The sequence below is a fragment of the Streptomyces sp. NPDC091416 genome (assembly GCF_044756845.1).
Classification (GTDB): Bacteria; Actinomycetota; Actinomycetes; order Streptomycetales; family Streptomycetaceae; genus Streptomyces.
On sequence record NZ_JBIVTU010000006.1, the window covers coordinates 409,332 to 433,112 of the forward strand.

At 70.4% G+C, this 23,781-nt stretch carries 18 protein-coding genes, 1 tRNA gene and 1 other RNA gene; 14 read left to right on the forward strand and 6 right to left on the reverse strand.

All coding sequences use genetic code 11. The features are described from left to right. Positions 1-51 precede the first annotated feature (51 nt). The 4 genes from ACIQMX_RS20700 to ACIQMX_RS20715 are packed head-to-tail and all read left to right on the forward strand — an operon-like array spanning position 52 to position 3,161. Positions 52-1,185 carry a helix-turn-helix domain-containing protein gene (locus ACIQMX_RS20700; RefSeq protein ID WP_402480015.1) on the forward strand — a complete coding sequence of 378 codons (1,134 nt, stop codon included), beginning with the start codon at positions 52-54 and terminating at the stop codon, positions 1,183-1,185. Positions 1,186-1,210: 25 nt separating this feature from the next. Then, the gene (locus ACIQMX_RS20705; RefSeq protein WP_402480018.1) at positions 1,211-1,780 is read left to right on the forward strand and encodes an isochorismatase family cysteine hydrolase; all 570 of its coding nucleotides are present in this window, start codon (positions 1,211-1,213) and stop codon (positions 1,778-1,780) included. 4 nt (positions 1,781-1,784) lie between these two features. Further along, positions 1,785-2,699 carry an FAD-dependent oxidoreductase gene (locus ACIQMX_RS20710; RefSeq protein WP_402480020.1) on the forward strand — a complete coding sequence of 305 codons (915 nt, stop codon included), beginning with the start codon at positions 1,785-1,787 and terminating at the stop codon, positions 2,697-2,699. Positions 2,700-2,723: 24 nt separating this feature from the next. Continuing rightward, entirely contained in the window at positions 2,724-3,161 is a 438-nt protein-coding gene (locus tag ACIQMX_RS20715; protein ID WP_402480023.1) for an NUDIX hydrolase, read from the forward strand. Positions 3,162-3,207: 46 nt separating this feature from the next. Here ACIQMX_RS20715 and ACIQMX_RS20720 read toward each other — a convergent pair whose 3' ends face one another. The 4 genes from ACIQMX_RS20720 to ACIQMX_RS20735 all read right to left on the reverse strand — a co-directional run bounded on the left by ACIQMX_RS20720 (position 3,208) and on the right by ACIQMX_RS20735 (position 8,740). Continuing rightward, on the reverse strand, positions 3,208-4,926 hold the full coding sequence (locus tag ACIQMX_RS20720) for a relaxase/mobilization nuclease domain-containing protein (protein WP_402480026.1): 1,719 nt from the start codon (positions 4,924-4,926) through the stop codon (positions 3,208-3,210). Then, positions 4,923-5,264: a hypothetical protein gene (locus tag ACIQMX_RS20725; protein ID WP_076967746.1), complete on the reverse strand. Its 342-nt coding sequence runs from the start codon at positions 5,262-5,264 to the stop codon at positions 4,923-4,925. The genes ACIQMX_RS20720 and ACIQMX_RS20725 overlap by 4 nt, the downstream gene beginning before the upstream one ends. 325 nt (positions 5,265-5,589) lie before the next feature. Then, entirely contained in the window at positions 5,590-6,966 is a 1,377-nt protein-coding gene (locus ACIQMX_RS20730) for a hypothetical protein (protein WP_402480030.1), read from the reverse strand. 253 nt (positions 6,967-7,219) lie between these two features. Then, on the reverse strand, positions 7,220-8,740 hold the full coding sequence (locus tag ACIQMX_RS20735; RefSeq protein ID WP_225679214.1) for a DnaB-like helicase N-terminal domain-containing protein: 1,521 nt from the start codon (positions 8,738-8,740) through the stop codon (positions 7,220-7,222). Positions 8,741-9,061: 321 nt separating this feature from the next. Between ACIQMX_RS20735 and ACIQMX_RS20740 the strand changes: the two genes are divergently transcribed. From ACIQMX_RS20740 to ACIQMX_RS20750, 3 genes are all read left to right on the forward strand, one after another. Then, positions 9,062-9,556, forward strand: a complete 495-nt coding sequence (locus ACIQMX_RS20740) for a helix-turn-helix domain-containing protein (protein ID WP_402480033.1) — start codon at positions 9,062-9,064, stop codon at positions 9,554-9,556. A 170-nt stretch (positions 9,557-9,726) separates the two neighbouring features. Continuing rightward, the gene (locus ACIQMX_RS20745) at positions 9,727-10,023 is read left to right on the forward strand and encodes a helix-turn-helix domain-containing protein (RefSeq protein ID WP_402480035.1); all 297 of its coding nucleotides are present in this window, start codon (positions 9,727-9,729) and stop codon (positions 10,021-10,023) included. Continuing rightward, a complete protein-coding gene (locus ACIQMX_RS20750; protein ID WP_402480038.1) occupies positions 10,020-11,786 on the forward strand; it encodes a tyrosine-type recombinase/integrase in 1,767 nt (588 codons plus the stop codon). The genes ACIQMX_RS20745 and ACIQMX_RS20750 overlap by 4 nt, the downstream gene beginning before the upstream one ends. Before the next feature lie 82 nt (positions 11,787-11,868). On the opposite strand, the gene ACIQMX_RS20755 is transcribed toward ACIQMX_RS20750, so the two are convergent. Further along, a complete protein-coding gene (locus tag ACIQMX_RS20755; protein WP_402480041.1) occupies positions 11,869-12,072 on the reverse strand; it encodes a hypothetical protein in 204 nt (67 codons plus the stop codon). Between the two features lie 863 nt (positions 12,073-12,935). Between ACIQMX_RS20755 and ACIQMX_RS20760 the strand changes: the two genes are divergently transcribed. Together ACIQMX_RS20760 and ACIQMX_RS20765 are read left to right on the forward strand one after the other, a co-directional pair. After that, the gene (locus tag ACIQMX_RS20760; RefSeq protein ID WP_402480154.1) at positions 12,936-14,429 is read left to right on the forward strand and encodes a SpoIIE family protein phosphatase; all 1,494 of its coding nucleotides are present in this window, start codon (positions 12,936-12,938) and stop codon (positions 14,427-14,429) included. A 158-nt stretch (positions 14,430-14,587) separates the two neighbouring features. Further along, positions 14,588-15,850, forward strand: coding sequence for a hypothetical protein (locus ACIQMX_RS20765; RefSeq protein WP_402480043.1), 1,263 nt, complete (start codon positions 14,588-14,590; stop codon positions 15,848-15,850). A gap of 90 nt (positions 15,851-15,940) precedes the next feature. Here the strand turns inward: ACIQMX_RS20765 and ACIQMX_RS20770 are convergent. Then, positions 15,941-16,028 (reverse strand) — tRNA-Ser (locus ACIQMX_RS20770). A gap of 122 nt (positions 16,029-16,150) precedes the next feature. On the opposite strand from ACIQMX_RS20770, the gene ffs reads away from it, so the two are divergent. From ffs to ACIQMX_RS20795, 5 genes are all read left to right on the forward strand, one after another. Then, an RNA gene (gene ffs, locus ACIQMX_RS20775) (signal recognition particle sRNA small type) lies at positions 16,151-16,247 on the forward strand. Between the two features lie 141 nt (positions 16,248-16,388). Then, positions 16,389-18,560, forward strand: a complete 2,172-nt coding sequence (locus tag ACIQMX_RS20780; protein WP_402480045.1) for a DNA polymerase III subunit gamma and tau — start codon at positions 16,389-16,391, stop codon at positions 18,558-18,560. Positions 18,561-18,699: 139 nt separating this feature from the next. Beyond that, entirely contained in the window at positions 18,700-19,950 is a 1,251-nt protein-coding gene (purD, locus tag ACIQMX_RS20785; RefSeq protein ID WP_363066720.1) for a phosphoribosylamine--glycine ligase, read from the forward strand. A gap of 383 nt (positions 19,951-20,333) precedes the next feature. Next, complete coding sequence (locus ACIQMX_RS20790; RefSeq protein ID WP_402480047.1) at positions 20,334-22,067, forward strand: hypothetical protein; 1,734 nt, start codon at positions 20,334-20,336, stop codon at positions 22,065-22,067. Positions 22,068-22,247: 180 nt separating this feature from the next. Further along, positions 22,248-23,711 (forward strand): N,N-dimethylformamidase beta subunit family domain-containing protein, encoded by a 1,464-nt coding sequence (locus tag ACIQMX_RS20795; RefSeq protein ID WP_402480050.1) that lies wholly within the window; start codon positions 22,248-22,250, stop codon positions 23,709-23,711. The last annotated feature ends 70 nt before the right edge of the window (positions 23,712-23,781 follow it).

Below are 23,781 nucleotides of genomic sequence, written 5' to 3' on the forward strand. Positions count from 1 at the left end.
CCGCGCAGGGTGTTTCGGCGTTTCACCAGGTGACGGACGGGGGGTACGACGGTGGTGACTGTGCAGAGATGGTCCGGCCGCGAAGCACGGCTGCTGCGCGAAGCCCTTCGCATGAGCCTGCGTGACTTCGCCGCCTACCTCGGAGTCAGTGACCGGACCGTGTCGAACTGGGAGGGCGGTGGCGCGGGTTACCAGCCGCGTGCCGAGTCCCAGGCTGTGCTCGACACCGCACTCGACCATGCGTCGGACGACGCGCAGGCGCGCTTCGCGGCGGCACTGGGATCAAGCGGCGCTGCGCCGCCCGTGACAGGCCGAATCGAAGTCGACTCCCACAAGTTCCTGCCAGTTTTCATCGGCGTCGAACGCGCCGGCCGCCTCCGCGCACACATGAGACCGAGTGCGCACGACGGGTGGCTGGAGTCCTCCTCGGCCCGTGTCGACCACCCCGAGGCACAGGAGTGCGTCCTTCACGTCTTCGCGTGCGGGGTGGCCGTCTTCCACCTCGTTCAGCCGCACATGCCCGCCGCGCTCACCGACCTCGCGGTCTGGCGGTACCGCTCCTACGCCTCCGACCTGCCCTGGGCGCGGGACAAGCTCCGCGACCTTCTGGACGAGGAACCCGCCGGTGTTCCCAACCCGGAGTACGTCCTCTCCCTCTACTGGCTCACCTCGGGCCCCTGGTCCGGCGACGCCCACGAAACCGCACTGCGCCTGCTGTCCACGCCCTCCGTCCTGGTAGACCGCGGCGCCCCGGACGGCCCCGCTCCTCTGGGCGGTGCGGTCGAGGAGTCTCTCCTGGCCACCGGCTTCGACCACCCCGACATCGTGTCCTTCGGCGTACGGGGTGTGTCCACCGCCTACGCGGGCTGGTCCGGCGTCGCCTACGCGTCCCACTCCCGCGAGCGCAGCCTCACGATCGACGAGTTGGTCACCTGCGAACTGACCGTCCAAGCCCTCTGGTGTTTCACCCGCCAGGTGCAGCAGATGATCGAGGACGGTCAGGACCCCTTCATGCCCGAGCAGTACGGCTGGCGCTTCCTGCGCGCAGCCTCCTCCCGGCTCACCACCGCCCGAGCCCAGGAGACCGCTCAACACGTTCTGATGCGGGAGGCCATCATGAAGACCAGCGGGCTGGCCGAACGGCTGCGCGCCGCGCAGGACGCTCTGCGAGAGGGTGTCGGGTGAGAATACAGGGCAGGAGAAGCAACGGATGGACATCGGCAGCGCCGCGCTGGTCGTGATCGACATGCAGAACGGCTTCGTGAACGAGCGAAGCCGCCATGCCGTGCCTGCGGTCTCCGATCTCGTCGCCCAGTGGACCGGCGCCGGCCGACCCGTGATCTTCACCCGGTACTTCAACTATCCGGACAGCCCGTACGAGCGCTTCTTCCAGTGGCGCCGACTCCAAGAACCGCCTGAGACCGACATCGTCCCCGAACTCGCGGAGGCGGCAGCCCGCGCGCACGCGGTCGTCGACAAGACCGGCTACACGCTCTTCACCCCCCAGGCAGCCGAACTGGTCCGTGGGGGCGGCTGGACCGACCTCGTCTTCTGCGGGATCGCTACCGAGAGCTGCGTCCTGAAGTCCGCGGCCGACGCCTTCGAACACGGCCACGCACCCTGGATCGTCACCGACGCCTGCGCCAGCGACGCCGGCCCTGACGTACACGGCGCCGGTCTCGTCGTCGCACGCCGCCTGATCGGAACCGGCCAACTTGTCACCACCGAGCACGTGATCGACCAACTCGCGGCGTACGCAGGGGCCCCGATGCTGGAATAGCTGCATGGGCGACACGCTGTACGACACCGACCTGATCATCATCGGCGGCGGACCCGCCGGATGTGCCGCCGCACGTATGGCCGCCAGCGTCGGCATGCGCTCGATCCTGGTCGAGCCGGACCGGCTGTGCCGGAACCTGTACCGGATCCCGGCCCTGAACAACGTCCTCGGCGGCTACACCAGCGGCCCCGAGCTGGCCGACGCCATCGTCGCCGAGCTGAAGAACACGGAGCTGTGCCGCCTCGCACTCGGTCGGTACGTCACCGAGCTCCGCGCCGACGACGACCAGGTGACCGCCACATTGGACACGGGCGCTTCCCTCACCGCCCCGTACGCCATCGTCGCCACGGGCGTCGGCCCTCTCCAACCCAGCGACGCGCCCTGGATCACCGCCCCCGCCGGCCTGACCCTGCCTGCGCTCTGGCAGGCCGACGCCGACGACGACCAAGGCCGGACCCTCCTCGTCCTCGGCGGCGACCGCCCGATCGGCACCTTCCTCCGCGCCCACCCGACCACGGACACGCGCCTCCTCGTGGCGTACCCGGCGACGGACGAGTACAAGATCGACGAGATTCGCGAGGACCCTCGGGTGACGCTCCTCCCCGTCGATCACCTGACGCTGCACGGTGGAGAAGGTGCCCAGCTGTCGGCCGAGGCGGTAGGAAGGGACGGTGCCCACCGCACGATCACGGCGGACGCGGCCTTCCTCAGCCTGGGAAGCGCCCCCGCAGCCCCACCCGGAGACCTGACCCGCGGCCCGGACGGATACTGCCCGCCCACCGACCAGCACCCCCGTCTCCTCGTGGCCGGCGACCTCCGCTCCGCCCGCTTCCAACGGATCATGACCGCCCTGGGCTCCGGTGGCGAGGCGGCGCTGCACGCGTACTACGCGGCCCGGGACCTGCCCATCAAGAGGTGAGGCCACGGTGTTGCGCGTCCAGGGATGGCTCTAGGAAGGGGAACCCCTGTGACCAGTAAGGCAGAAGTGGCGGTCGCTGCTGCCATCGTCGCTCGGGGCGCGCGCGTTATGCTCGTACAACGACGCGTGACGGAAGGCGCCCTGTCATGGCAGTTCCCGGCGGGAAAGATCGAACCCGGCGAAACACCCGAAGAAGCCGCCGTACGTGAGACCCAAGAAGAGACCGGACTATGGGTGGCCCCACAAGAGTCACTGGGGTGCAGAGTGCACCCTCTGACGGGTCGGGAGATTCACTACATCGCATGTCGGCCCGTCGGGGGCGAGGCGGCCGTTGCGAGCGCTGGTGAAGTGGCCGACACGGTCTGGGCCACGCTCGGTGAGATTCCTCAGTACGTGCCGTACGGGCTGTTCGAGCCGGTGCAGCGCTATCTAGACGCTGCCCTGCCGAGCCAGTTTCCGTGAAACGCCACGAGGGTGGGGCTGGTGCGGCAGGGCTGGAACGTGCGGTTCAGCGTCGCCGTGGGGAGCCATTCAGCGGCATGACTTCGCTCCGGGGCACTGGCTCGGGTGCGGCGACCGGTCGCTTCCCGTGGGTGGGCGGGGCCTGGAGGCGCTGGGGGTCGGCAGGAAGATCGGCTGACCTCCGTAGCCGCCACACGAGTACTTCACTCATGTACGCCGCCGTGCCCAGTTCCCTTCGGGCCGCTGCCTCGGTGAGCAGAGTGGTGGGGTCGTGCCCGGCTGCCTGGACTTCGTCGAGAGTGGCGACGAGGGCGTGCCAGCCGGGTTCAGCGAGGATCCGGCCAGCCAGTTCGGGCAGGGCTTGCCGTACGAGGGCGGCATGGCGGCGTTGCCGGGAGGGAGCCATGCGTACGCCTCGCTGGTGAAGAGCCGCTATCGGGCGCTCGGCGGCGATCCGGTAAGCCAAGCGGAGATGTTCAGCAGCCCGGTGCGCGGCTTCGGCCTGCTGGGCATGCTGCTTCCCGGCGTGCCAGTGAGCGGCGGCAGAGACCAGAAAGAGGAGCATGTCGATGGCCATCGCGGTGGCGGCGCCGTCCTCGCCTCGGCCGAAGGCCGGGCCGCTCTGCACGACGTCACGGGCCGCTTGGCGCAGGGCGTGGTCGTGGCCGCGTGCGGCACGTACGTGAGAGCGGGAGGCGCGCTCGAACGCGGCCGCTGCGGCTTGAAGTTCGTGGCGGGTGTGGGCCGCCGACGTCTGGGCGAGGGCGTCGAGCACTTCCCCGGTGGCGGCGATTTGCGCGGCGACGACGCCGTTCTCGCCGTGGTCGACGACGAAGAGGGCCTGCCAGGCGGCGCTGGTGACGCGACGACGGGCGGACGCAGGGCCGGTCACCGGCGGCAGGGCCGGCTGCTGGGCGGAGTGGTCAGGGTTCCCGTTCCAACGTTCGCGGATACGGGGCAGGGAGAGATCCGGGGCGAGCTTGGAGCCGGAGTAGAAGACCGGCTGGCCCTTGGCGTTGCGGTCGCCGGGGAGGGCGACGGTGTAGCCGAGGGGGTCGCCCGACGGTGCGACACGGCGTCGCACGAGCAGGCCGGCCCCGGCGAGGCGGTCGAAGAACTCCTCCTCGCTTCCGGCGCCGGCCACCGAGCGCCGGACCGCCTCCCGCAGTTCCTCGCGCGGGGTGCGTTGTCGACCTCGGCGTTCGGCCTTATGGCGTTCGGAGCTGGTGGGTCGCTTGGCGGCGGTGCCATCGCCCGGCGTGACCCGGCGCAAGCGGTAGTCCGCCTCGATGAGGCGGGCCTCGGCCTGAGCTCGGCGGGCTTCGTTGTGCAGGCGGGGCCGACGGCCGTCGTCGCGGACCAGGGTGGCGACGATGTGGATGTGGTCGGCGGCGTGCCGGACGGCCGCCCACCGGCAGGCGGCGTCGTCGCCCTCGGGGTCGATGCCGGTGGCGGCGACCATGCGGCGGGCGATGGCTGCCCAGGCGTCGTCGGGCAGAACCGGGTCTTCAGGGCTGGCGCGTACGGACAGATGCCACACGTGCTTGTCAGGGCGGCGGCCGGTGGGCAGGGCGTTGACGGGCTGGTCGAGCAGCCGCTGCAGCTGCCCGTAGGTGGCCTGCGGATCGCGGCCCGGGTCGGGCATGAGCGGGTCGAAGGCCGCCACGAGGTGCGGGTCGGTGTGCTCCTCGTGCGTGCCGGGGCCGTACAGGTACCGGATGAGGCCGATCGTCGCGCTGCCGCGCTTATGGATTCGAGGGATCATGCCGGGCAGCCACCGTCCCGGTGGGCGAGCAGGGTGTCGGCGGCGTCTTCCATCCGGCGGGCAGCGTTCAGGACGGCCTGAGCGGCGGCGTCGAGGTGGGGTGCGTCGGCGCCGGAGTTGAGTGCCTTGGCGACCTGATTGAACAAGCCATGAATCCGACCCAGGTGCCGGCGGGCGGCGAACACCTCATCGAGGACTTCCCGCTCGGTGGCGATCTCGGCCGCAGTGCGGGTCAGGTCGCGGGCCGCCTTGTCGACTGCGTAGGCGAGGAAGGCGGCGTTGGTCATCTGGCACTGGGCGGCTGCGTCGGTGAAGCGCTGGTACTCGGCGTCGTTCATGCGGCAGCTGGGCTGGTGCAGGCGCTTGCGGGGCTTCGGCTGACGGGCGCGCTGACGCCGCCGCGACAGGGATTCGGCCTGCCGTGCCGTTCCTGGCTGAGGTCCGCCCTCGGTCGCAGCCTGCCGGTCCGGCGCCCCCTGGCGCAGGACCGGTCCCGCCACCCCTGGGGCGGGAATTCCGGGAGCATTGCTCCCGGGACAACTTGCTCCGCCTTCTGCTGGGGTGGTGGTCGGCTGCTGTTGGCATGTGGCGGGTTCGTGATGGGGGTCGCGCACGGGATCTCCGTCTCAGGTCACCGCTGGGGTGAGTCGTTGCGGTCTTGGGTCAGGAATCTGCGTGTGCGGCCCCGATCCGGGACTTGAACTCGCGGACGACACGGCCCACGACGTTGCTGGAGACGCTGTAACCGGCGTCGCGCACGGCGTCCTCCACACGGTCGCGTCCGACGCTGCCGGTCTCCTCGTACACGCGGCGGGCGGACGCGAGGATGACTTCGTCGGAAGCGCTGGGCTTGCGCACGGACCGCTTTGGCTTCGGCGTGTGGTGCTTGGCCGATGGGGTGAGTGAGGTGCTGCCCGTAGGAGGCGGAGCGGCGTCTTGCGGGCGCGACACCTGGTGCGAGCGGGCGGCCGTTTTCAGGCTGGCGTCGGTGGCATTGGGGCCGGCGCCCAGGTCGGGCGTCCCGTCGGCCGGATCTGACGGGTGCGGACGGGCGTGGTCTTCTGCCCGCCCATCGCGGTCTGCCCGATCGTGGTCCGTCGCTTGCCCGTCGGCTTCTGCCCGGGAGGATCCGGGCTGCGCAGTGGACAGGTCGAGGGGCTGCCCGACGGGCAGGCTCCAGCGCTCGGGCAGATCGACGGTGGCTAGCACCGCTGCTTGACGGCGGGTGGCGAGCTGCCGCAGCAGCTGCTCGTTCCGGAACGGGTCGGCATCGATGCCGGAGCGGGCGAGCGCCTTGGCAAGCCGACGTATGGTGCGGCGGCCTGCCCGTTCGGTTCGCTGTGCGGGAGTCATCTCGGCGAGGCGAGTAGCCAGGGCGACGGCCCGCTGCGTGGCCCGATCGCGGATTATCTCAGCTGCGCCCTGGTCCTGTTCGAAGACCCCCAGCCGGGCGAGCAGCCGCTCGCGGGCCTGCCGAGTGAGTACAGCGCCGAACCCGTGGGAGGTGGCGTCGGGAGTGCGCTGGCGGAGCTCGATGCCCATGGCCAGGTGCCACAGCACGGCCGCCATCACCGGGCCGGTGAAGGCGCGTACGGTGCCGCCGACCGGGCCGGACTCGGCGTAGGCGGGAATGGTCTGCATGGCGGTGATCACCCAGACCAGGACTCCGGGCAAGCCGGCCGTCTGCCGTGGACCATGCAGGTTCTGCCGGGCCATCAGTGCCATCGAGAACAGGGCGAGTTCAGCGGCGGAGAACATCGTTGTGCGCTCGGCGGTGTTGCGCATGTCGAGGTAGTGGGCGGCGAACCGCCAGCTGGTGTCCGCGCTGTAGGCCGTGCACACGAGCGCCGCCACGGTGGCGGTGACGACGGCAGCCGAGGGCCGCCGCTTCCGATCATGGGGGAGGCGTTGGCTGCGTCGGGCCCTCAGGCCCGCGAGCAGTGAACCGGCGGCAATCGCCAAGACGGCTGCGGGCAGGAGCGGGCTGTCGGCGTACGGGAAGGGGGCGGTGGCGAGTGTTTCGGGTATGGCGGGCGGCATGCGCGGATCTACTCCGGGGGAATGGCGGGGAGACGACCACGGCGTTCACGGAGGGGGCGTACACGCGGGGCCCCCTTCTAAAGGGGGGCCCGCGCGTGATCGCTTAGGCACGTGTACGGCGTGTACGGGCGCGTGATCGCTCTACCTGCGGTTTTTCGGTGACCGTGTGCCCTGTGAGCGGTTCACAGGGGTGCACGGGCGTGGAGGCCACGTGCACGGTCCCGTGAACGCTTCGAGGGGGTTGGCGAGGAGGTCAGCCGACGGCGGTCAGGTGGCGGGCGGAGGCGTAGTAGCGGGCCTGCTGGCCGCCTCCGGCCCCTCCGGCGATGCCGTCGGTCTTGGTGGCCAGGCCGCTGTCGACGAGGCGGCCGAGGTGGCGTCGGGCCTTCTCGATGTCGGCGCGGTCGGGGTCACCTCCGCCGATGAGGACGGTGGCCAGGTCGCGTGCGGTCAGCCCGTTGGGGGCGTTGCGCAGCAGGACGGCAGGGTCCTTCGTGGGGTCGACGATGGTGGTGCCGCGCACATGGTCGTGCGTGACGTCCAGGGGGCCGACCTCACCGGTGGGGGTCTTGAGGTGGTGCAGGGTGACCGCAGGATCTCCTGCCCGTCCGCTCACGAACAGGACACTGCCCGCGCCGGCGGTGATCCAGGTGGAGCCGTAGACCTGGTCCAGGCTGGGGCGTTGCCCACGTGGAGCGTCCGCGGTTGCCTTGCGCTGGTGATGCAGCTCCAGGATCTCCACGCCGTTGCGCAGGGCGCGCATGCGGGCGTTGTGGAAGGCGACCGCGAGACTGTCGTCGACCATCGTGCTGACCGCGTCCTTGAGGCTGTCGATCACGATCGTGTCGGCCTGGTGGGCGGCGGCGAGATCGGCGAGGAGGTCGGGCTCCTTGTCGAGGGTCGCGGGCAGCGGGCCCTGCCAGACCACGAGCCGCTCGCGCAGGATCTTCTCGTCGGTCGAGAAAACGCGGCGGGCCATGGCCTTGGCGATCTGCTTGGGGCGGTCCATCGCCAGGTAGAGCACGCGCCGGCTTGGGGCGACGGGCATCTCCAGGACGGTCTCCTGGAGACCGAGGCGGGCGAAGATCACTTGATGGGCCAGCGTGGTCTTGCCGACGCCCGGAGCGCCGACGATCATCAGGCTCTCGCCCGGTGCCCAGACGGTCTTCTCACGCGTACCCCACAAGGGCTCGGCGTCCGCCCCGCTCTCTTTGACGAATGACCACCCGTCGGTGGCGAAGCGGGACAACCGTCCTTGCCCCGAGGCGAGCGCACGCTCCCGCTCTGCGCGCACTTCCGCTTCGACTTCGCTGCGGATCGCCTCGGGATCGGCGCCGGGTTCCCGGGCCCGCTGGAGGGTTCGTACCGCTGAGGTCACCAGGCGGCGAAGGTCGGCTTTCGAGCGGACGATCTCCGCGTGGTACTCGGCGCTGCTAGTGCCGTAGGGAGCGTTGGCGAGCTGAGACAGGTAGGTGTGGCCACCCACGCGCTGTAGGTCCCCTTGCTGCTGGAGCAGCTCGGTGAGGACGATCGGGTCGGTGGGTTTGTCCTCGCGATGCTGAGTGAGGAGCGCGCGCCAGATGGTCTCGTGCGCAGGTCGGTAGAAGGCGTCGTCGCCGAGGATGGGCCTGACCGCGGCGATGACGCCGGGTTCGTGCATGCAGGCGCCGAGGACTGCGCACTCGGCATCCAGGTTGAACGGATGCTCCGTCGGGGTGGAGCCTTCGTCGAAGCGGGATGGCGTCTGGGAGGGCAGGGTCGTACCCTGGTTCACGGAGCTCCTCACCCGGGAGGCCATATGGGGCGGCAACCCCGGCCTCCGGTTTAGATCGTTCAGGGATGGATGGTTGTGCGGTGGAGCCTCTACTTCGGCCCCGGTGTTCGTAGCACCGGGGCCGCTTGCGTGTGCGGTTCCGTCCGTCGCTGTACGGCGGACCACGACCATAGCCGAGATTTTCGGCAACGCAATGCCTTGCATTTCACTGTGCAATGAGGTTTGGTTGTGGATGCTGGATCGACTGGATCTGTTGATGCGTGAAGGGAGGCGCGAGTGAGTGGTGAGGAAGGCGCGGAGCGCGCCGGCCCAGGTCGACCGGTGCCGGAAGATCACGTCGCCGCACGCGTCAAGCTGGAACGCGAGGTCCGCGGTTGGAGCACGGTGAAGCTCGCGGAGGAGATGGCCGCCGCCGGCCATCCGATCAACCAGTCCGCGATCTGGCGCATCGAGAGCGGCAAGCCCCGTCGCAGGGTGAACCTCGACGAGGCGCTCGGCTTCTGCAAGGTTTTCGACCTCACCATGCAGGACCTGACCGGACCGCCGGATGAGCTGGCCACCCCCCGCATCCGCCAGCTTGTACACGAGTACGTCCAGATGACGCTGGAGTACCGCCAACTCCGAACGGCGATCGACCGGAACCAGATGCACCTGCACGAGATCGACGTCGAACTCAACGCCTACGGTGACAAGGGTCCTGAGCAGAGAGGGCAGGTCGACGAACTCCTCCGGCTCGAAGAGCGGACCCAGCGCAGAAATCTGCACCCGTCCCGGGCGCACCTGAGGAATCAGAACCAGCCACCCGTCGGCGAGTAGCCGACCACGGTCCCTTCTGCGGCGCTACGAACGCCGAAAAGCCCCACGCACGGCGACTGCCATCGCCGACGATCATCCACTGCCCCATCCATCCCTGAACGACGCCACCGGCCAGGCCGACGGGAGTTGCCGCTCCCGCGACGCCGCAGGCCGGCGCAAGGAGCACTCCCATGCCGCAGTCCATACTGCCCGTTTCCCAGATAGCCCAGCTTCTGGATGTCTCCGAAGACGCCCTGCGCACGCTGATGGCCGAGCGCCGCCCCACTGGGGACTCGACCCTTGTCGCTCTCACCGTCACCGAGGCCGCCCGTCGAATCGGCATCGGCCGCACCAAGCTCTACGAGTACGTCTCCTCCGGCGAGATCGCCTCCATCAAGATCGGGAGCCTGCGCCGCATCCCAGCGGAAGCGGTGAACGACTTCCTGGCCCGCCGCCTGACGGCGACCGACTTCGGAGCCGCCGCGTGACTCGCGCCTCCGCACCGAAGTCCCGCCAGCCCAACGGCGGCTCCTCGATCTTCAAAGGCAAGGACGGTCGATGGCACGGCTACGTCACCGTCGGGGTCAAGGACGACGGCACCCCCGATCGGCGCCACGTCAGCCGCAAGACCCGCCCCGACGTCACCAAGGTCGTCCGGGAGATGGAACGGCAGCGCGACAAGGGCGCCGTCCGCAAGGTCGGCCAGAGCTGGACGCTGGAGACGTGGCTGACGCACTGGGTGGAGAACATCGCCGCCGCGCATGTCTCGGAAAACACCATCGACGGCTACCGCGTCGCGGTGAGGCACCACCTCATCCCCGGCCTCGGCGCCCACCGCCTGGAGAAGCTCCAGCCCGAGCACCTGGAGCGCTTCTACAAGAAAATGCAAGATTCCGGCAGCGCAGCCGGAACCGCCCATCAGGTACACCGCACCGTACGCACCGCCCTCAACGAAGCGGTGCGCCGCGCCCACCTCACCGTCAACCCGGCCAAGATCGCGAAGGCCCCACGCCTGGAAGAGGAGGAGGTCGAGCCGTACTCGGTCGAGGAGGTCCAGCGGCTCCTAGCCGAGGCGGGCAAGCACCGCAACACCGCCCGCTGGGTCATCGCGCTCGCCCTCGGCCTGCGCCAAGGCGAGGTCCTCGGAATGCAGTGGGACGACGTCGACTTCGACCTTGGCGTCATCCGCGTACGGCGCGGCCGGTTGCGGCCCCGCTACAAACACGGCTGCGGCGACCGCTGCGGACGCAAGCCCGGCTTCTGCCCCCAGAAGATCAACACCCGACGTGAGACGAAGAACGCCAAGTCCCGCGCCGGCCAGCGCCCCATTGGCGTCCCCAACGAGCTACTTCAGCTCCTGCGCCAACACCGCGAGGAACAGGCCCGCGAGCGAGCCTTTGCCCGCGACCTGTGGACGGAGAAGGGGTACGTGTTCACCTCGCCCACCGGCGAGCCCCTGAACCCGAACACGGACTACCACAAGTGGAAGGAGCTATTGAAGGCCGCTGGCGTCCGCGACGCCCGCCTCCACGATGCCCGTCACACCGCGGCGACCGTCCTGCTCATCCTCGGCGTCCCCGACGCGGTCGTCGACGCCATCATGGGCTGGGAGCCCGGCAAGTCCGCCCGGATGCGCCGCCGCTACCAGCACCTGACCAGCCGCGTCCTTAAGGACACCGCCGCCAAAGTCGGCGGCCTGCTGTGGGGCACGGATCAGGTGGCGGAGAACGTCGCACCGGCGGCCGGTCATAGTCCCGTCCCGGCCGAGCTGGTGATTCACGTCGCCCGCCTCGGCGAGCGGCGAGTTCCCTTCCTGCACCGCGAGCACGCTGACGAGGTCGTCGCACGGTGGAGCGAGGACTGGCCCGACCATTCAGCCGAGGTCGAGGACTGGGACCGCTGGCGCTGGGAACAGCAGGGTCCGGGCGGTGCGAGCGCCATCCGCGAGCGTGCACCGGAGCGGGCCGTGGTTTTCCACGCCCGAGCCGTGTTCCTCCCAGGCGGAGAACGCGCGGCGACCGGGGGCCCGGAGCAGTGGTCACTGCCCACCTGGGATTTCGAGACCGACCGCTACACCGACCGCGCCTCGGCCTGGCGAACGGCCCGGCGTCCCGGCACAAGCCAGGAGGTCGAGGCCCAGGTGCGAGGCACGGACAAGGTTGCCGTGGAGGCGGCCTTTGTTGAGGCGTGTGCACAGGCTGTGGACCGCGCTCAGAACCCAGGAAAGTACGGCGACACCGACGAGTGGTAGACGCCCCTCTGGCACGTTCCTCGGGTTGAAGGTCGGCACCAGCGCGGGGGAGTGGGCGACACCGGCCGGCTGCTCCCCCAACTCACTTGAGCATCAGGAAGAGACCAGCCAAGGACGCTCCGAGGGCCATGGTCCCGGCGAAGGCGATGCCACCTCGGCTGATGGCGGCGGGCACCGTGAGCCCCTCCCAGCGCGCGAGAGCCACTGCTGCACCACCTACTCCCATCGCCAGAAGGGTGATCACCAGCAATGCGACGAGGAGTAGTTCAGCCTGCGTGAGGTGCACGGGAATTCTCCGAGTTTGGTTCGTTTAGGGGCGTCGGGGGCCGATGCACCTACACGATCCAGCTGCGCGGTGGTTGGCGGTACCTTTTGGATGTTGTTCTGGCGACAACGGCGGGTTATCGCGGAACAACATGGGGAGCAGCGATGGAGGAGCGGAAGAAGCGCCCGGGGCGTCCCTGGGCGCCGCCCAAAGGAGCCAGCGCCGAAGCCAATGCGCTGGTGCAGATGGTCCGCTCATGGATCGATGAGGCTGGTCTGAGCGTTCGGGACCTCCACAGTCGGCTGACCCCGGAGCACTTCGAGGGCGGGAGAGTTGCAGACCTCCGCCGCCTGCGCATTCATCTGTCAGGGGAAGACCTGACCTGGGATGTCGTGGAGGCCGTTGCGGACGTGTGCTTCCCCGACGAGCCCGGCCACCAGGCGCTGGGCCGCGTACGCGAGGCGCGGGCCCTCTGGGACAAGGCACAGAAGGCTCCGACCCTGGTCGGCGTCGACGGTCAGGTGGTCGTGTCGCCGCGCGAGCTCATCGAGGAGAAGGAACGCACGATTCAGGTTTACCGGGACCTCGTGCGCGCGCGCCAGGCATACGAGACGAGTGAGCAGGGGCGCCAACAGGCGCTCCGGATCGCCTCGATGCTCCTTCTCGTCCTCGGCCAGGCACAAGCCAAGGTCGCTGAGCTGTCGCGACGTATCGACGTACTCACTGGGGTCGGTGTGCACTCCCCGGGCCCGACGCGTGCGCTGCAGCCGCAGCTTGAACGTGCTCGGGACCAAGAGGCGCGCCTGAGCGCCCAGCTCGAACGGGCGGTGAGGCAGCGTGACGAAGCCCAGCGCATCGCCGACCTTGCTGCCCGGCGTGTGCAGATGCTGGAGGCGTATTTGCTGGACATCGGCCAACAGCCGCTGGTCAGTGACTCTGGAGACCTGCCCGCAATCCCCGCAGACGCCATCGTTCACGACGTACCGGGCGAGGACAGCGCTCTTGACCAGTTCGACGAGGTCCTGGCGCGAACCGACGACGCCTTGGACCGTGAACAGGAGGCTGTGCGAGATGCCGCAGACGACCTGGGTGTCACCGCAGCGCACCACGATTCCTCCGACGCACGCGTCATTGCGGGAAGTGTGCTTCCACATCCCAGATCGTCCGCAGGAGGCCCTAGCCCCGAGTTGTTCCAAACAACCCTGAACAAGTCCTACGGGTCGAACGACGACGTTGCCGTGCTGCGCGAGAGGCTTGCTCTCTCCGAGAAGGATCGGCACAAGACGGCCGTTGAACTTCAGCAGTCCCTGCTCCCGCAGGAGCTGGAGGAGCCCGACGATCTGCGCATCGCCGCCACGTACCAGCCCGGAGACTCCGACGCGGGTGGCGACTGGTACGACGTTGTCTCCCTAGGGGCCGGCCGTACGGCCTTCGTCATCGGCGACGTGATGGGCCGCGGCGTGCGTGCCGCTGCGGCCATGGGCCAGCTGCGTGCCGCTGTTCGAGCGTATGCCCGATTGGACCTGCCTCCCCATGAGGTGATCCAGCTCCTTGACGGCCTCGCCGCCGAGATCGCCGCCAGCCAGATCGCCACCTGCGTGTACGCCGTCCACGACCCGCACGAGGGACAGCTCGTCTACGCGTCCGCCGGGCACCTGCCGATTCTTGTGCGGGATGAGGACGGCACCATCCGCCGTGCCGAGAACCCCACCGGGGCCCCTCTCGGCACCGGCGGCTGGCTGCATGCCTCCGGCTCCATCGGCCTGCCGCCCGGCTCCACCGCCGTCCTCTACACCGACGGTCTGGTTGAACGCCGAGACAAGGACATCGACGAAAGCGTGGCCGCACTGGAACGCACACTCGCCGGCGCCCAGGGCACCCCTGCCGACATCTGCGCCACACTCCTACGCACCCTGGGTGGCGACGCCTATCTCGAGGACGACATCGCCGTGCTGGTTCTCCAACAGCCCACCCGCACCGGCGCGGACGCCGAGCTTTTCGTCCATGCGGCGCTGGATCTCGTCGGCGGCATCGAGACAGCCCCGCGGGCCAGGAGCTTCACGCGGGACACGCTCGCCTCCTGGTGCCTCCCGGTCGAGACGTGCGACCTTGGCGTGCTGGCTGCGACTGAGCTGGTGGCGAACGCTCTCCAACACGGCACCCCACCCGTAGGACTGCGCCTGCGCCGCACTGACCGCCGACTGATCATCGAGGTAACGGACGCGGACGATCATCTGCCACGTCGACGGCAAGCTGGACCAGCTGCCGAGGCCGGTCGCGGCATCTCGGTCATCGCCGCGATTGCTTCGTCCTGGGGCTCCCGTCGCGACCCAGGCGGAGGCAAGGCCGTTTGGTGCGAGCTGCCGTTAGGGGCCTAGACACGCCGTTGCGCGCACAGCTATTTCGGATTCCCCCGACAATGCCGTCTGTGTTGCGTTGGAGGGCGGATAGGTCTGCTCGAACTCCCGTTCTGAATCGTCGTGTTGGGTGACCATGCGCCCTTTTGAGTGTCAGTGGTCGTTCCTATGGTGGAGGGATGGCTAATGGGGTGTGGCACACCGGATATGGCATAGAGATCAATCTGTCCCTGCCCGACCTCGGTCACCCGGACCGTCCCGATCTACTCCAGGAGATCACTGCCAGCGTCGCCGAGCGAGACCCGCAGCTGCTCGAATGCCTGGCGCACCACGACAAGCGCGAGTGCCAGTCGGAGTCGGGCGGTAAATCACCCTGGATGTTTATCCGCCGAGGGCGCGTGGGGGGCCGGCGACCACTCGTTGCCTCGCACCTGCCGATCACGCACAAGGCGACGCCGACGGAGAGCGCACAGCACAAGGCCACCAAGGAGCGGATCGTCGAGACCGCCGGGCGGTATGGGCTGGACGCCGAGGCCGAGGTTCCCATCGGCAATCGGCGCAGCATCTCGGACGCCGTAGTCGTCGGACCCGGCGGCACGCGGATCGGCTGGGAGATCCAGTACCACCACCTCAGTCCCAGCAGCGTCCACCGGCGCTCGGTCAACGCCGTGGAGCACGGCATCACTCCTCTCTGGGTCGCGAAGGACCGGACAGCCTCCCTGATCGATCGCGCTCCGTGGGCGCGGGTCGACGACATGCCGTGGAGGGACATCGCCGACGGTAAGGAGATGGTGATCCGCGGTGGGTACCGGCACCTCGAAGTCTGGAAGTGCGTAGCGAGCAGCGAGCGCCACTGCCTCATCAGTGAGGGTGCCGGCCACTGTGGCGCGATTCACGCGGACTGGTTCGTGCCCGCGCTGTGCCTCCCGGAGAAGAAGCCGGTCTTCATCGAGGACTTAGTCCTGCAGAGCGCCACTGGTGAGAGCGTCCCGGTCTACGTGCCCAGCCGGGGAAGCGGCCGTGCCGGTCGGCATATGTGGGTCTCGGCCGACGACTGCGCGCTGTGGCAGGAGCTCATCGGCGAGAAGTCGCCTCTCCCGGCGGCCCCGGCCGAAGAGGAGGACGACGTGATCACCTTCGCCGAGCAGGAGATCGACCGCGCCTGCCGAGCAGGGGAGGAGGGCTGGTTCGTCAGCGACGGCCGGCCCATCCGTGACCTCGACCAGCCGACAGGCGGCTTCACGCTTCCCCGCATGCCGGTTCAGCGCTTCCGCGACCCGATGCGGATCACCACCGTGGAACGCGCCGCCGCCTCCGCCGCGCTGGGATGCCCGCCGTGGGAGCTCGGGCTGTGCGCCGGCTGCGGCCAGCTGATGCGACGCTACGGGCTGAACGCCGCCATGTACTGCAACGTGTGCCGGTCCGCCCTCAACGGGCGATAGCCGGGAACTGCAACCAAAACTGCAACCACATACGTCGAAGGGCCCCACCGCGAACGGTGGGGCCCTTCGACATCGTGCCCGGTGAGGCACTGGCGGAGGATACGAGATTCGAACTCGTGAGGGGTTGCCCCCAACACGCTTTCCAAGCGTGCGCCCTAGGCCACTAGGCGAATCCTCCGCGGCAAACAATACAAGACGTTGAGGAGTGCTCGCGAACCCGTTCCGTCCCGGACCTCTCCGGAGAGGGCTCCGGGGGTGGGGGAGGTGGACTTGCGGGGGTGGGGATCGGCTAAGGTGGGCGTCAGCCCCTCACGTGGCGCTATCTGACTGAACTCCCCCAGGGCCGGAAGGCAGCAAGGGTAGGTTGGCTCTGGCGGGTGCGTGGGGGGCCCTTGTGTTTCCGGGCCCGTCGGCGGCAACGGCTTCCGCTCGCGACCGGGGCTTCAGGCGTCCGGAATCTCTGTGGTGACGTTTCCCGCAGCCGATGGAGCGCCCGGTCCGGGGCCGGTTGTCAGTCCGCCCCGATAACCTCGTATGTGTGTCGTCCCTTGCGCTGTACCGCCGCTACCGCCCCGAGTCGTTCGCCGAGGTCATCGGTCAGGAGCATGTCACTGACCCGCTGCAGCAGGCCCTGCGGAACAACCGGGTCAATCACGCGTACCTGTTCAGTGGTCCGCGAGGCTGTGGCAAGACGACCAGTGCGCGCATCCTCGCGCGCTGTCTGAACTGTGAGCAGGGGCCCACGCCCACACCCTGCGGGGAGTGCCAGTCCTGCCAGGACCTCGCGCGCAACGGCCCGGGATCGATCGATGTGATCGAGATCGACGCCGCCTCGCACGGTGGTGTGGACGACGCCCGTGATCTGCGGGAGAAGGCGTTCTTCGGGCCCGCGTCGAGTCGTTACAAGATCTACATCATCGACGAGGCGCACATGGTCACCTCGGCGGGGTTCAACGCCCTGCTGAAGGTGGTCGAGGAGCCGCCGGAGCACCTCAAGTTCATCTTCGCGACCACGGAGCCCGAGAAGGTCATCGGCACCATCCGGTCGCGTACCCACCACTACCCGTTCCGGCTCGTGCCGCCCGGGACGCTGCGCGAGTACCTCGCCGAGGTGTGCGGCAGGGAGAACAGCCACGTCGAGGACGGGGTGCTCCCGCTCGTCGTGCGGGCCGGTGCGGGATCCGTGCGTGACTCGATGTCGGTCATGGACCAGCTGCTGGCCGGTGCCGCCGACGACGGTGTGACATACGCCATGGCGACGTCCCTGCTCGGTTACACGGACGGCTCCCTCCTCGACTCGATCGTGGACGCCTTCGCGGCGGGTGATGGTGCCGCCGCCTTCGAGGTCGTGGACCGGGTGATCGAGGGCGGCAACGACCCGCGGCGGTTCGTCGCCGACCTCCTGGAGCGGCTGCGTGACCTGGTGATCCTGGCCGCCGTGCCGGACGCCGGGGAGAAGGGCCTCATCGACGCACCGGCCGACGTCGTCGAGCGGATGCAGGCCCAGGCGTCCGTCTTCGGCGCCGCAGAGCTCAGCCGCGCCGCCGACCTGGTCAACGAGGGCCTCACGGAGATGCGGGGTGCGACCTCGCCCCGGCTCCAGGTCGAGCTGATCTGTGCCCGGGTGCTGCTGCCCGGGGCCTTCGACGACGAGCGTTCCCTCCAGGCCAGGCTCGACCGGCTGGAGCGGGGGGCGTCCTTCGCCACCACCGGGCCGGGGCCCTCGATGGGGTACGTTCCCGGGCCCGAGGCACTGGCGCACGCTCCGGTCGCGCAGCAGCCCCAGGCCGCCGCCCCCGCGCCGCCCGCTTTCGTGCAGCCCGACGCCGGAACGGGACCCGCAGCCGCGCGTGCGGCGGCGCGCGGGGAGGCGCCTCCGACGGCTCCCGCGCCCTTCGCTCCCGCTCCTGCTCCCGCTGAGCCGCCGCCCGCCGAGACGCCCGTGGCCGGACAGCGGCCCGGCGCCTGGCCCACTGCCGCCGCGCCCGAGCAGGGCCGTCGGCCCGGCGGCTGGCCCACCGCCTCCACCCCGGGCCAGGCCCCCGCACCCCAGGCCGCCGCCCCCGCACCGGCTGCCGCCGCACCCGCCGCCGCGCCGGCGCCCGTCGCCGCGGAGCCTGCTGCGGGGATGACGCAGGGCGCCGCACAGGTGCGCAACATGTGGCCCGACATCCTGGAGGCGGTGAAGGGCCGCCGCCGGTTCACGTGGATCCTGCTGAGCCAGAACGCCCAGGTCACCGGCTTCGACGGCAGCACCCTGCAGATCGGCTTCCTCAACGCCGGAGCCCGTGACAACTTCGCGAGCAGCGGCAGCGAGGAGGTACTGAAGCAGGCCCTGGCCGAGCGGTTCAACGCGCAGTGGAAGATCGAGGCGCTCGTCGACCCGTCGGGCGGTGCCGGACAGCCCCCGCAGACCGGCGGCGGGCGTCCCTCCGCATCCCCACCGCCCGTACAGCAGCGACCCGCGGCCCCCGCCCCGCAGCAGCAGTACGAGTCCCGGCCGGCGCCGGAGCGGCAGCAGCAGGGCGGCTCCGCGCCGGAACCCGCACCCCCGTCGTACAACGCTCCCGAACCGCCCCGGTCGGTCGCTCCCGAGGACGACACCCCCGAGGCCGACGACCCCGACCTCGTCGACTCGGCGCTGTCCGGCCACGACCTGATCGTCCGCGAACTGGGCGCCACGGTCGTCGAGGAGTTCACCAACGAGTAGGGCGCGCGGCAGGGCACTGCCGTAGGCGTCCCCGCCGCGCCTCCGTCCGGGGCCTCCACCCCGCCCCGTCCGGTGCCCCCGCCGTCCACGGAGCGGCGCCCGTCAAGGGGGCGGCGCCCCGGCGGCTAGGCTGCACCCCGTGAAGGTCCTCGTCATCGGCGGCGGCGCCCGCGAACACGCCCTGTGCCGCTCTCTCTCCCTCGACCCCGACGTCACCGCTCTGTACTGCGCTCCCGGCAACGCCGGCATCGCAGAGGTGGCCGAACTGCACCCGGTCGACGCCCTCGACGGCGCTGCCGTCGCGCGCCTGGCCACCGAACTGGGCGCCGAGCTGGTGGTCGTCGGTCCGGAGGCGCCGCTTGTCGCCGGGGTCGCCGACGCCGTGCGCGCCGCCGGTGTCCCCTGCTTCGGCCCGTCCGGAAAGGCCGCCCAGCTGGAGGGCTCCAAGGCCTTCGCCAAGGATGTGATGGCCGGTGCGGGCGTTCCGACAGCCCGCAGCTACGTCTGCACCACGTCCGCGGAGATCGACACCGCCCTCGACGCGTTCGGCGCCCCGTACGTCGTCAAGGACGACGGCCTCGCCGCCGGCAAGGGCGTCGTCGTCACCGACGACATCGAGGCGGCCCGCGCCCACGCGCTGGCCTGTGACCGCGTGGTCATCGAGGAGTTCCTCGACGGCCCCGAGGTGAGCCTCTTCGCGATCACCGACGGCACCACCGTGCTGCCGCTTCAGCCCGCCCAGGACTTCAAGCGGGCCCTCGACAACGACGAGGGCCCGAACACCGGCGGCATGGGCGCGTACTCCCCGCTGCCGTGGGCCGACCCGAAGCTGGTCGACGAGGTCATGGAGTCGGTCCTCCAGCCGACCGTCGACGAGCTCCGCCGCCGCGGTACGCCCTTCTCCGGGCTGCTCTACGCGGGCCTCGCGATCACCTCGCGCGGTGTACGGGTCATCGAGTTCAACGCCCGCTTCGGCGACCCGGAGACCCAGGTGGTCCTGGCCCGTCTGAAGACCCCGCTCGCCGGTGTCCTGCTCGGCTCCGCCAACGGAACCCTGGACGAGCTGCCCCCGCTGAAGTGGCGCGACGAGGCCGCGGTCACCGTGGTCATCGCCTCGCACAACTACCCGGACACCCCGCGGACGGGCGATCCGATCGATGGGCTCGACGAGGTCGCGGCACAGGATGCGCCGCACGCCTACGTCCTGCACGCCGGGACCCGGCTCGACGGCGACAGGGTCGTCAGCGCGGGCGGCCGCGTGCTCTCCGTGACCGCGACCGCCAAGGACCTCGCGGGCGCCCGCGAGCGTGCCTACGCGGCGGCTGCCCGCATCCGGCTCGATGGCTCCCAGCTCCGCACGGACATCGCCAGGAAGGCCGCGGAGGCCTGACCCGCCCGTAACCGGTACTGAGGGGCCGCGGAGGCCTGCCCCGTACCGGTCCGGAAAGGCTGCGGCCTGCCCCGTACCGGTCCGGAGAGGCCCCTGAGGCCTGACCCCATTGGTCGGGGAGGCCGCGACTGCCTGACCGTTACCGCACTGACCAGCCACTGACGCGCCGCTGCCCCAAGGACAGCGGCGCGTCAGCACCTTTGCCCAAAGCCATTCCATCGAGTGACGGCTGAGCCATCCGGATGACGCCCGCCGAAGCCCCAACTAGGGTGCGGCGCAAGCATTCCGGCACTTGGCCCACCGGCATTGCGATGTCAGTGACGGGTGCCACAGTGGGGGAGTGAGCAACACCGCCGTGGGGGCAGAGGGGGTGACGTCCGGCCGTGTCCGGTACCGGTACAGGTGAGGAGCTGGGTGTGCAGGCAGCGCGCGCCCGGGCTCTCGTGCTGCTGCGCATCCGCAGCAGGGCAACGGCAGTGGCGCTGCTGCCGGCCGCGTTCGCCGTCGTGCTGTTCGCGGCGGGTGCGCAGGGCCTCGCCGAGGGCAGCGGCTGGGACGCGGTGCGCTGGGCCGTGACGGCCTGCGCCGTCGGCGTCCTGCTCGTCGCCGGGGCCGTCGCGATCGCGGTCGTACGCGCGAAGCCGGCGGTCAGCCCGACCGTCGCGCTCAGCGAGGAGGCCGCTCCGGATCTCTACCGGCTGGTCCGCGATCTGGCGGAGCGGCTCGGCGTGCCCGCGCCCTCGGCCATAGCGCTCACGCCCGACTGCGACAGCTGGCTGGAGGACCGTACCCACCCTGCCGCGGACCGGGCGGCCCGCGAAGCCGCTCACCGGGACCGGAGCGGACCGGCGGTCGGTTCGGGCCGTCGGCCGGGGCGGCGTCGCCGGGTCGAGGCGGCACCCGTGCTGGTGATCGGCTCCCCGTTCCTCTGGTGGATGCGCGTCGCCGAGCTGCGTGCGGTGCTCGCGCCGGTCGTGGCCGGCACCGGCCCCTCCGCCCACCCCGACATAGCCGCGGCCCGGCGTTTCGTACGCGGACTGGACGGGGCGGTCGCCGATGCGGCGGAACCCGTCCAGGGGGCGCTGCGCACGGCCCTGAGACTGCCGAGCCGTTTCGTCGGCCGGATCGCCCGGCTGCTGCTGCGCAGTTGCCGCGGCCATGCCGCCGAGATGGAGCGGGGCGTCGCCGCCGCAGCGTCGACTCGGGCACAGGCCGTGGACTACGGGCTGCGGGTCGTCGCCCAGGAACAGGTCGGCCTCGCCTATGCGGGCTGGGACCGGCTGCTCACCCGCGTCGCGCTTCCCGCCTGGCGGATGGGGCGCTGGCCGTCCCGGCTGGATGCGGGCGTCGTCTCCGCCCTCACCGAGCTCTCCCGCCGTGACCGGCTGGCCGAGGGGTTCACCAACCGGCTCGGCGAGCGTCCCGCATGCGATCTCCTGGAAGAGCCGGGGGCGGCCGACGAGGCGGCGTCCCTGCTGGCCGCGAGGCTCTTCCACGGCGGCCCGGCGGCGACCGGGCCCGACTGGGCGCCGGTGGACTGGCAGCAGTATCCGGAAGAGGTCGTCGACCGGAAGTGGCGTACCGAGGCGGCCCGGCTGCACCGGGTCCTGGACAGCATGGGCGTACCCCCCGCTTCCGGTACCGGATCCGACACGGCGAGCGCAGGGGTGCCCACACTGGCGCGCGTCGTCGAGCACCTCGCCGCCGGCCAGGACGGCGGGGAGGAACTGGCGGCCGGAATCAGCGCGGCCGTTGCCAGGGACGAGGCGCGGGCTCCTCAGCCGGTCAGCGGCGGCGCAGGGGGCGCGGGCGGCGATGTGCTGGACCTCGGGGGGCCCGATCCGCTCCCGCTCTTCCCGCTCCAGCCGCCCCGTACGGGTACCGAACTGCTGGCGGACCATGTCGCGGCGATGGTCTGCTGCGCCGCGGTCGACACCGCGGGTGCGGCGCCCGGGCTGGACTGGCTCGACGGACCCGTACTGCTGGTGGACGGTGAACGCCGGGCCGGCCTCGGCAGCCCGGTCCTGAGCCTGGTCGAGGACGGGGACGCGGAGCCGTTGCGGTCCTGGCTCGCCTCGGTCGGCGTACGTACCGACAAACCCGTGCGTCTCGTCTGAAACACGTGAAGGCGGACGGCTGTTCAGGCCGCGGATCCCCGATACCCGGAACATTAGGTTCCGTTCACGTCAATTCGCGACGAACGGTGACGGAGTGCATGCGTTATGTGATGTGCTGGGGATCGGCGCTGACAGTCGGCGCACCACTGTTGTTCCGGGGGCCTGAGGGAGGGATGCGCCATGGGGGCGGAGCAGATTCGTCGTTGGGAGTCGGGTGCCCTGGCGCATGCCGTGACCGATCCCTTCGGCCAGGGGCCCCTTCCCTGGCTGCGCGGGAGTGAGAACTACTTCGACGACACCGGTCAGGTCGTTCCCTGGTACGCCGATCCCACCCTGCCCCGTGGCTCCACCGGCGGCGGTACCCGTACCGCCGACGACGTCCGCCGACAGATCAAGGGATTCATCTCCACCGGTGCCGCGGCTCCTGGCGAGGCGATCGACTTCCACATCACCGTGGACCCGCCCCAGCAGTTCTCCGTGGACATCTACCGGATCGGCCACTACGGCGGCGACGGCGCCGCGAAGATCACCACGAGCCCGCGCCTCTCCGGAATCGTCCAGCCGCCCCCTCTCACCGCCGACCGCACGGTGTCCTGCCACCACTGGTGGCAGTCCTGGCGGCTCCAGATCCCGACGTACTGGTCGATCGGCGCGTATGTCGCCGTGCTCACCACGGTCGACGGCCACCGCTCCCACATCCCCTTCACCGTCCGCGACGACCACCCTGCCGACCTGCTGCTGGTGCTTCCGGACATCACGTGGCAGGCGTACAACCTCTATCCCGAGGACGGTGTGACCGGCGCCAGCCTCTACCACGCCTGGGATGAGCAGGGCCGGCTGCTGGGTGAGGAGGACGCGGCGGTCACCGTCTCCTTCGACCGCCCCTACGCGGGCGCCGGGCTTCCGCTTCACGTCGGCCACGCCTACGACTTCATCCGCTGGGCCGAGCGCTACGGCTACGACATCGCCTACGCAGACACCCGTGACCTGCACGCGGGCCGGATCGACCCCACCCGCTACCGGGGCCTCGTCTTCCCCGGCCACGACGAGTACTGGTCGGTGCCCATGCGCCGCACCGCCGAACGCGCGCGCGACAACGGCACGTCCCTCGTCTTCCTCTCCGCCAACACCATGTACTGGCAGGTCAGCCTCGCGCCGTCGCCCTCGGGCGTCCCCGACCGGCTGCTCACCTGCCGCAAGCGCCGGGGCCCGGGCAAGCCCGCGCTCTGGCGCGAGCTCGACCGTCCCGAGCAGGAACTGCTCGGCATCCAGTACGCGGGCCGGGTACCCGACCCCCACCCCCTGGTCGTGCGGAACGCGGAGCACTGGCTCTGGGACGCGACCGGCGCCGCCGAGGGCGACGAGATCGACGGCCTGGTCGCGGGCGAGGCCGACCGCTACTTCCCGCGCACGACGCTCCCCGAGCACGACAACCGCATCCTGCTCGCACACTCCCCGTACCAGGACAGTGACGGGGTGACGCGCCACCAGGAGACGTCTCTGTACCGAGCGCCGTCGGGTGCACTCGTCTTCGCCTCCGGCACCTTCGCCTGGTCTCCGGCGCTGGACCGTCCGGGCCATGTGGACCCCCGCATTCAGCGGGCGACCGCCAACCTGCTCGACCGCATCTGCAAGCGTGCCTGAGCCACTTCTCCGCCCCGCCCGCTCCCGGAAACACCTCCGCACCCCCTGCGCGGCTGTCCGCACCCCGGTA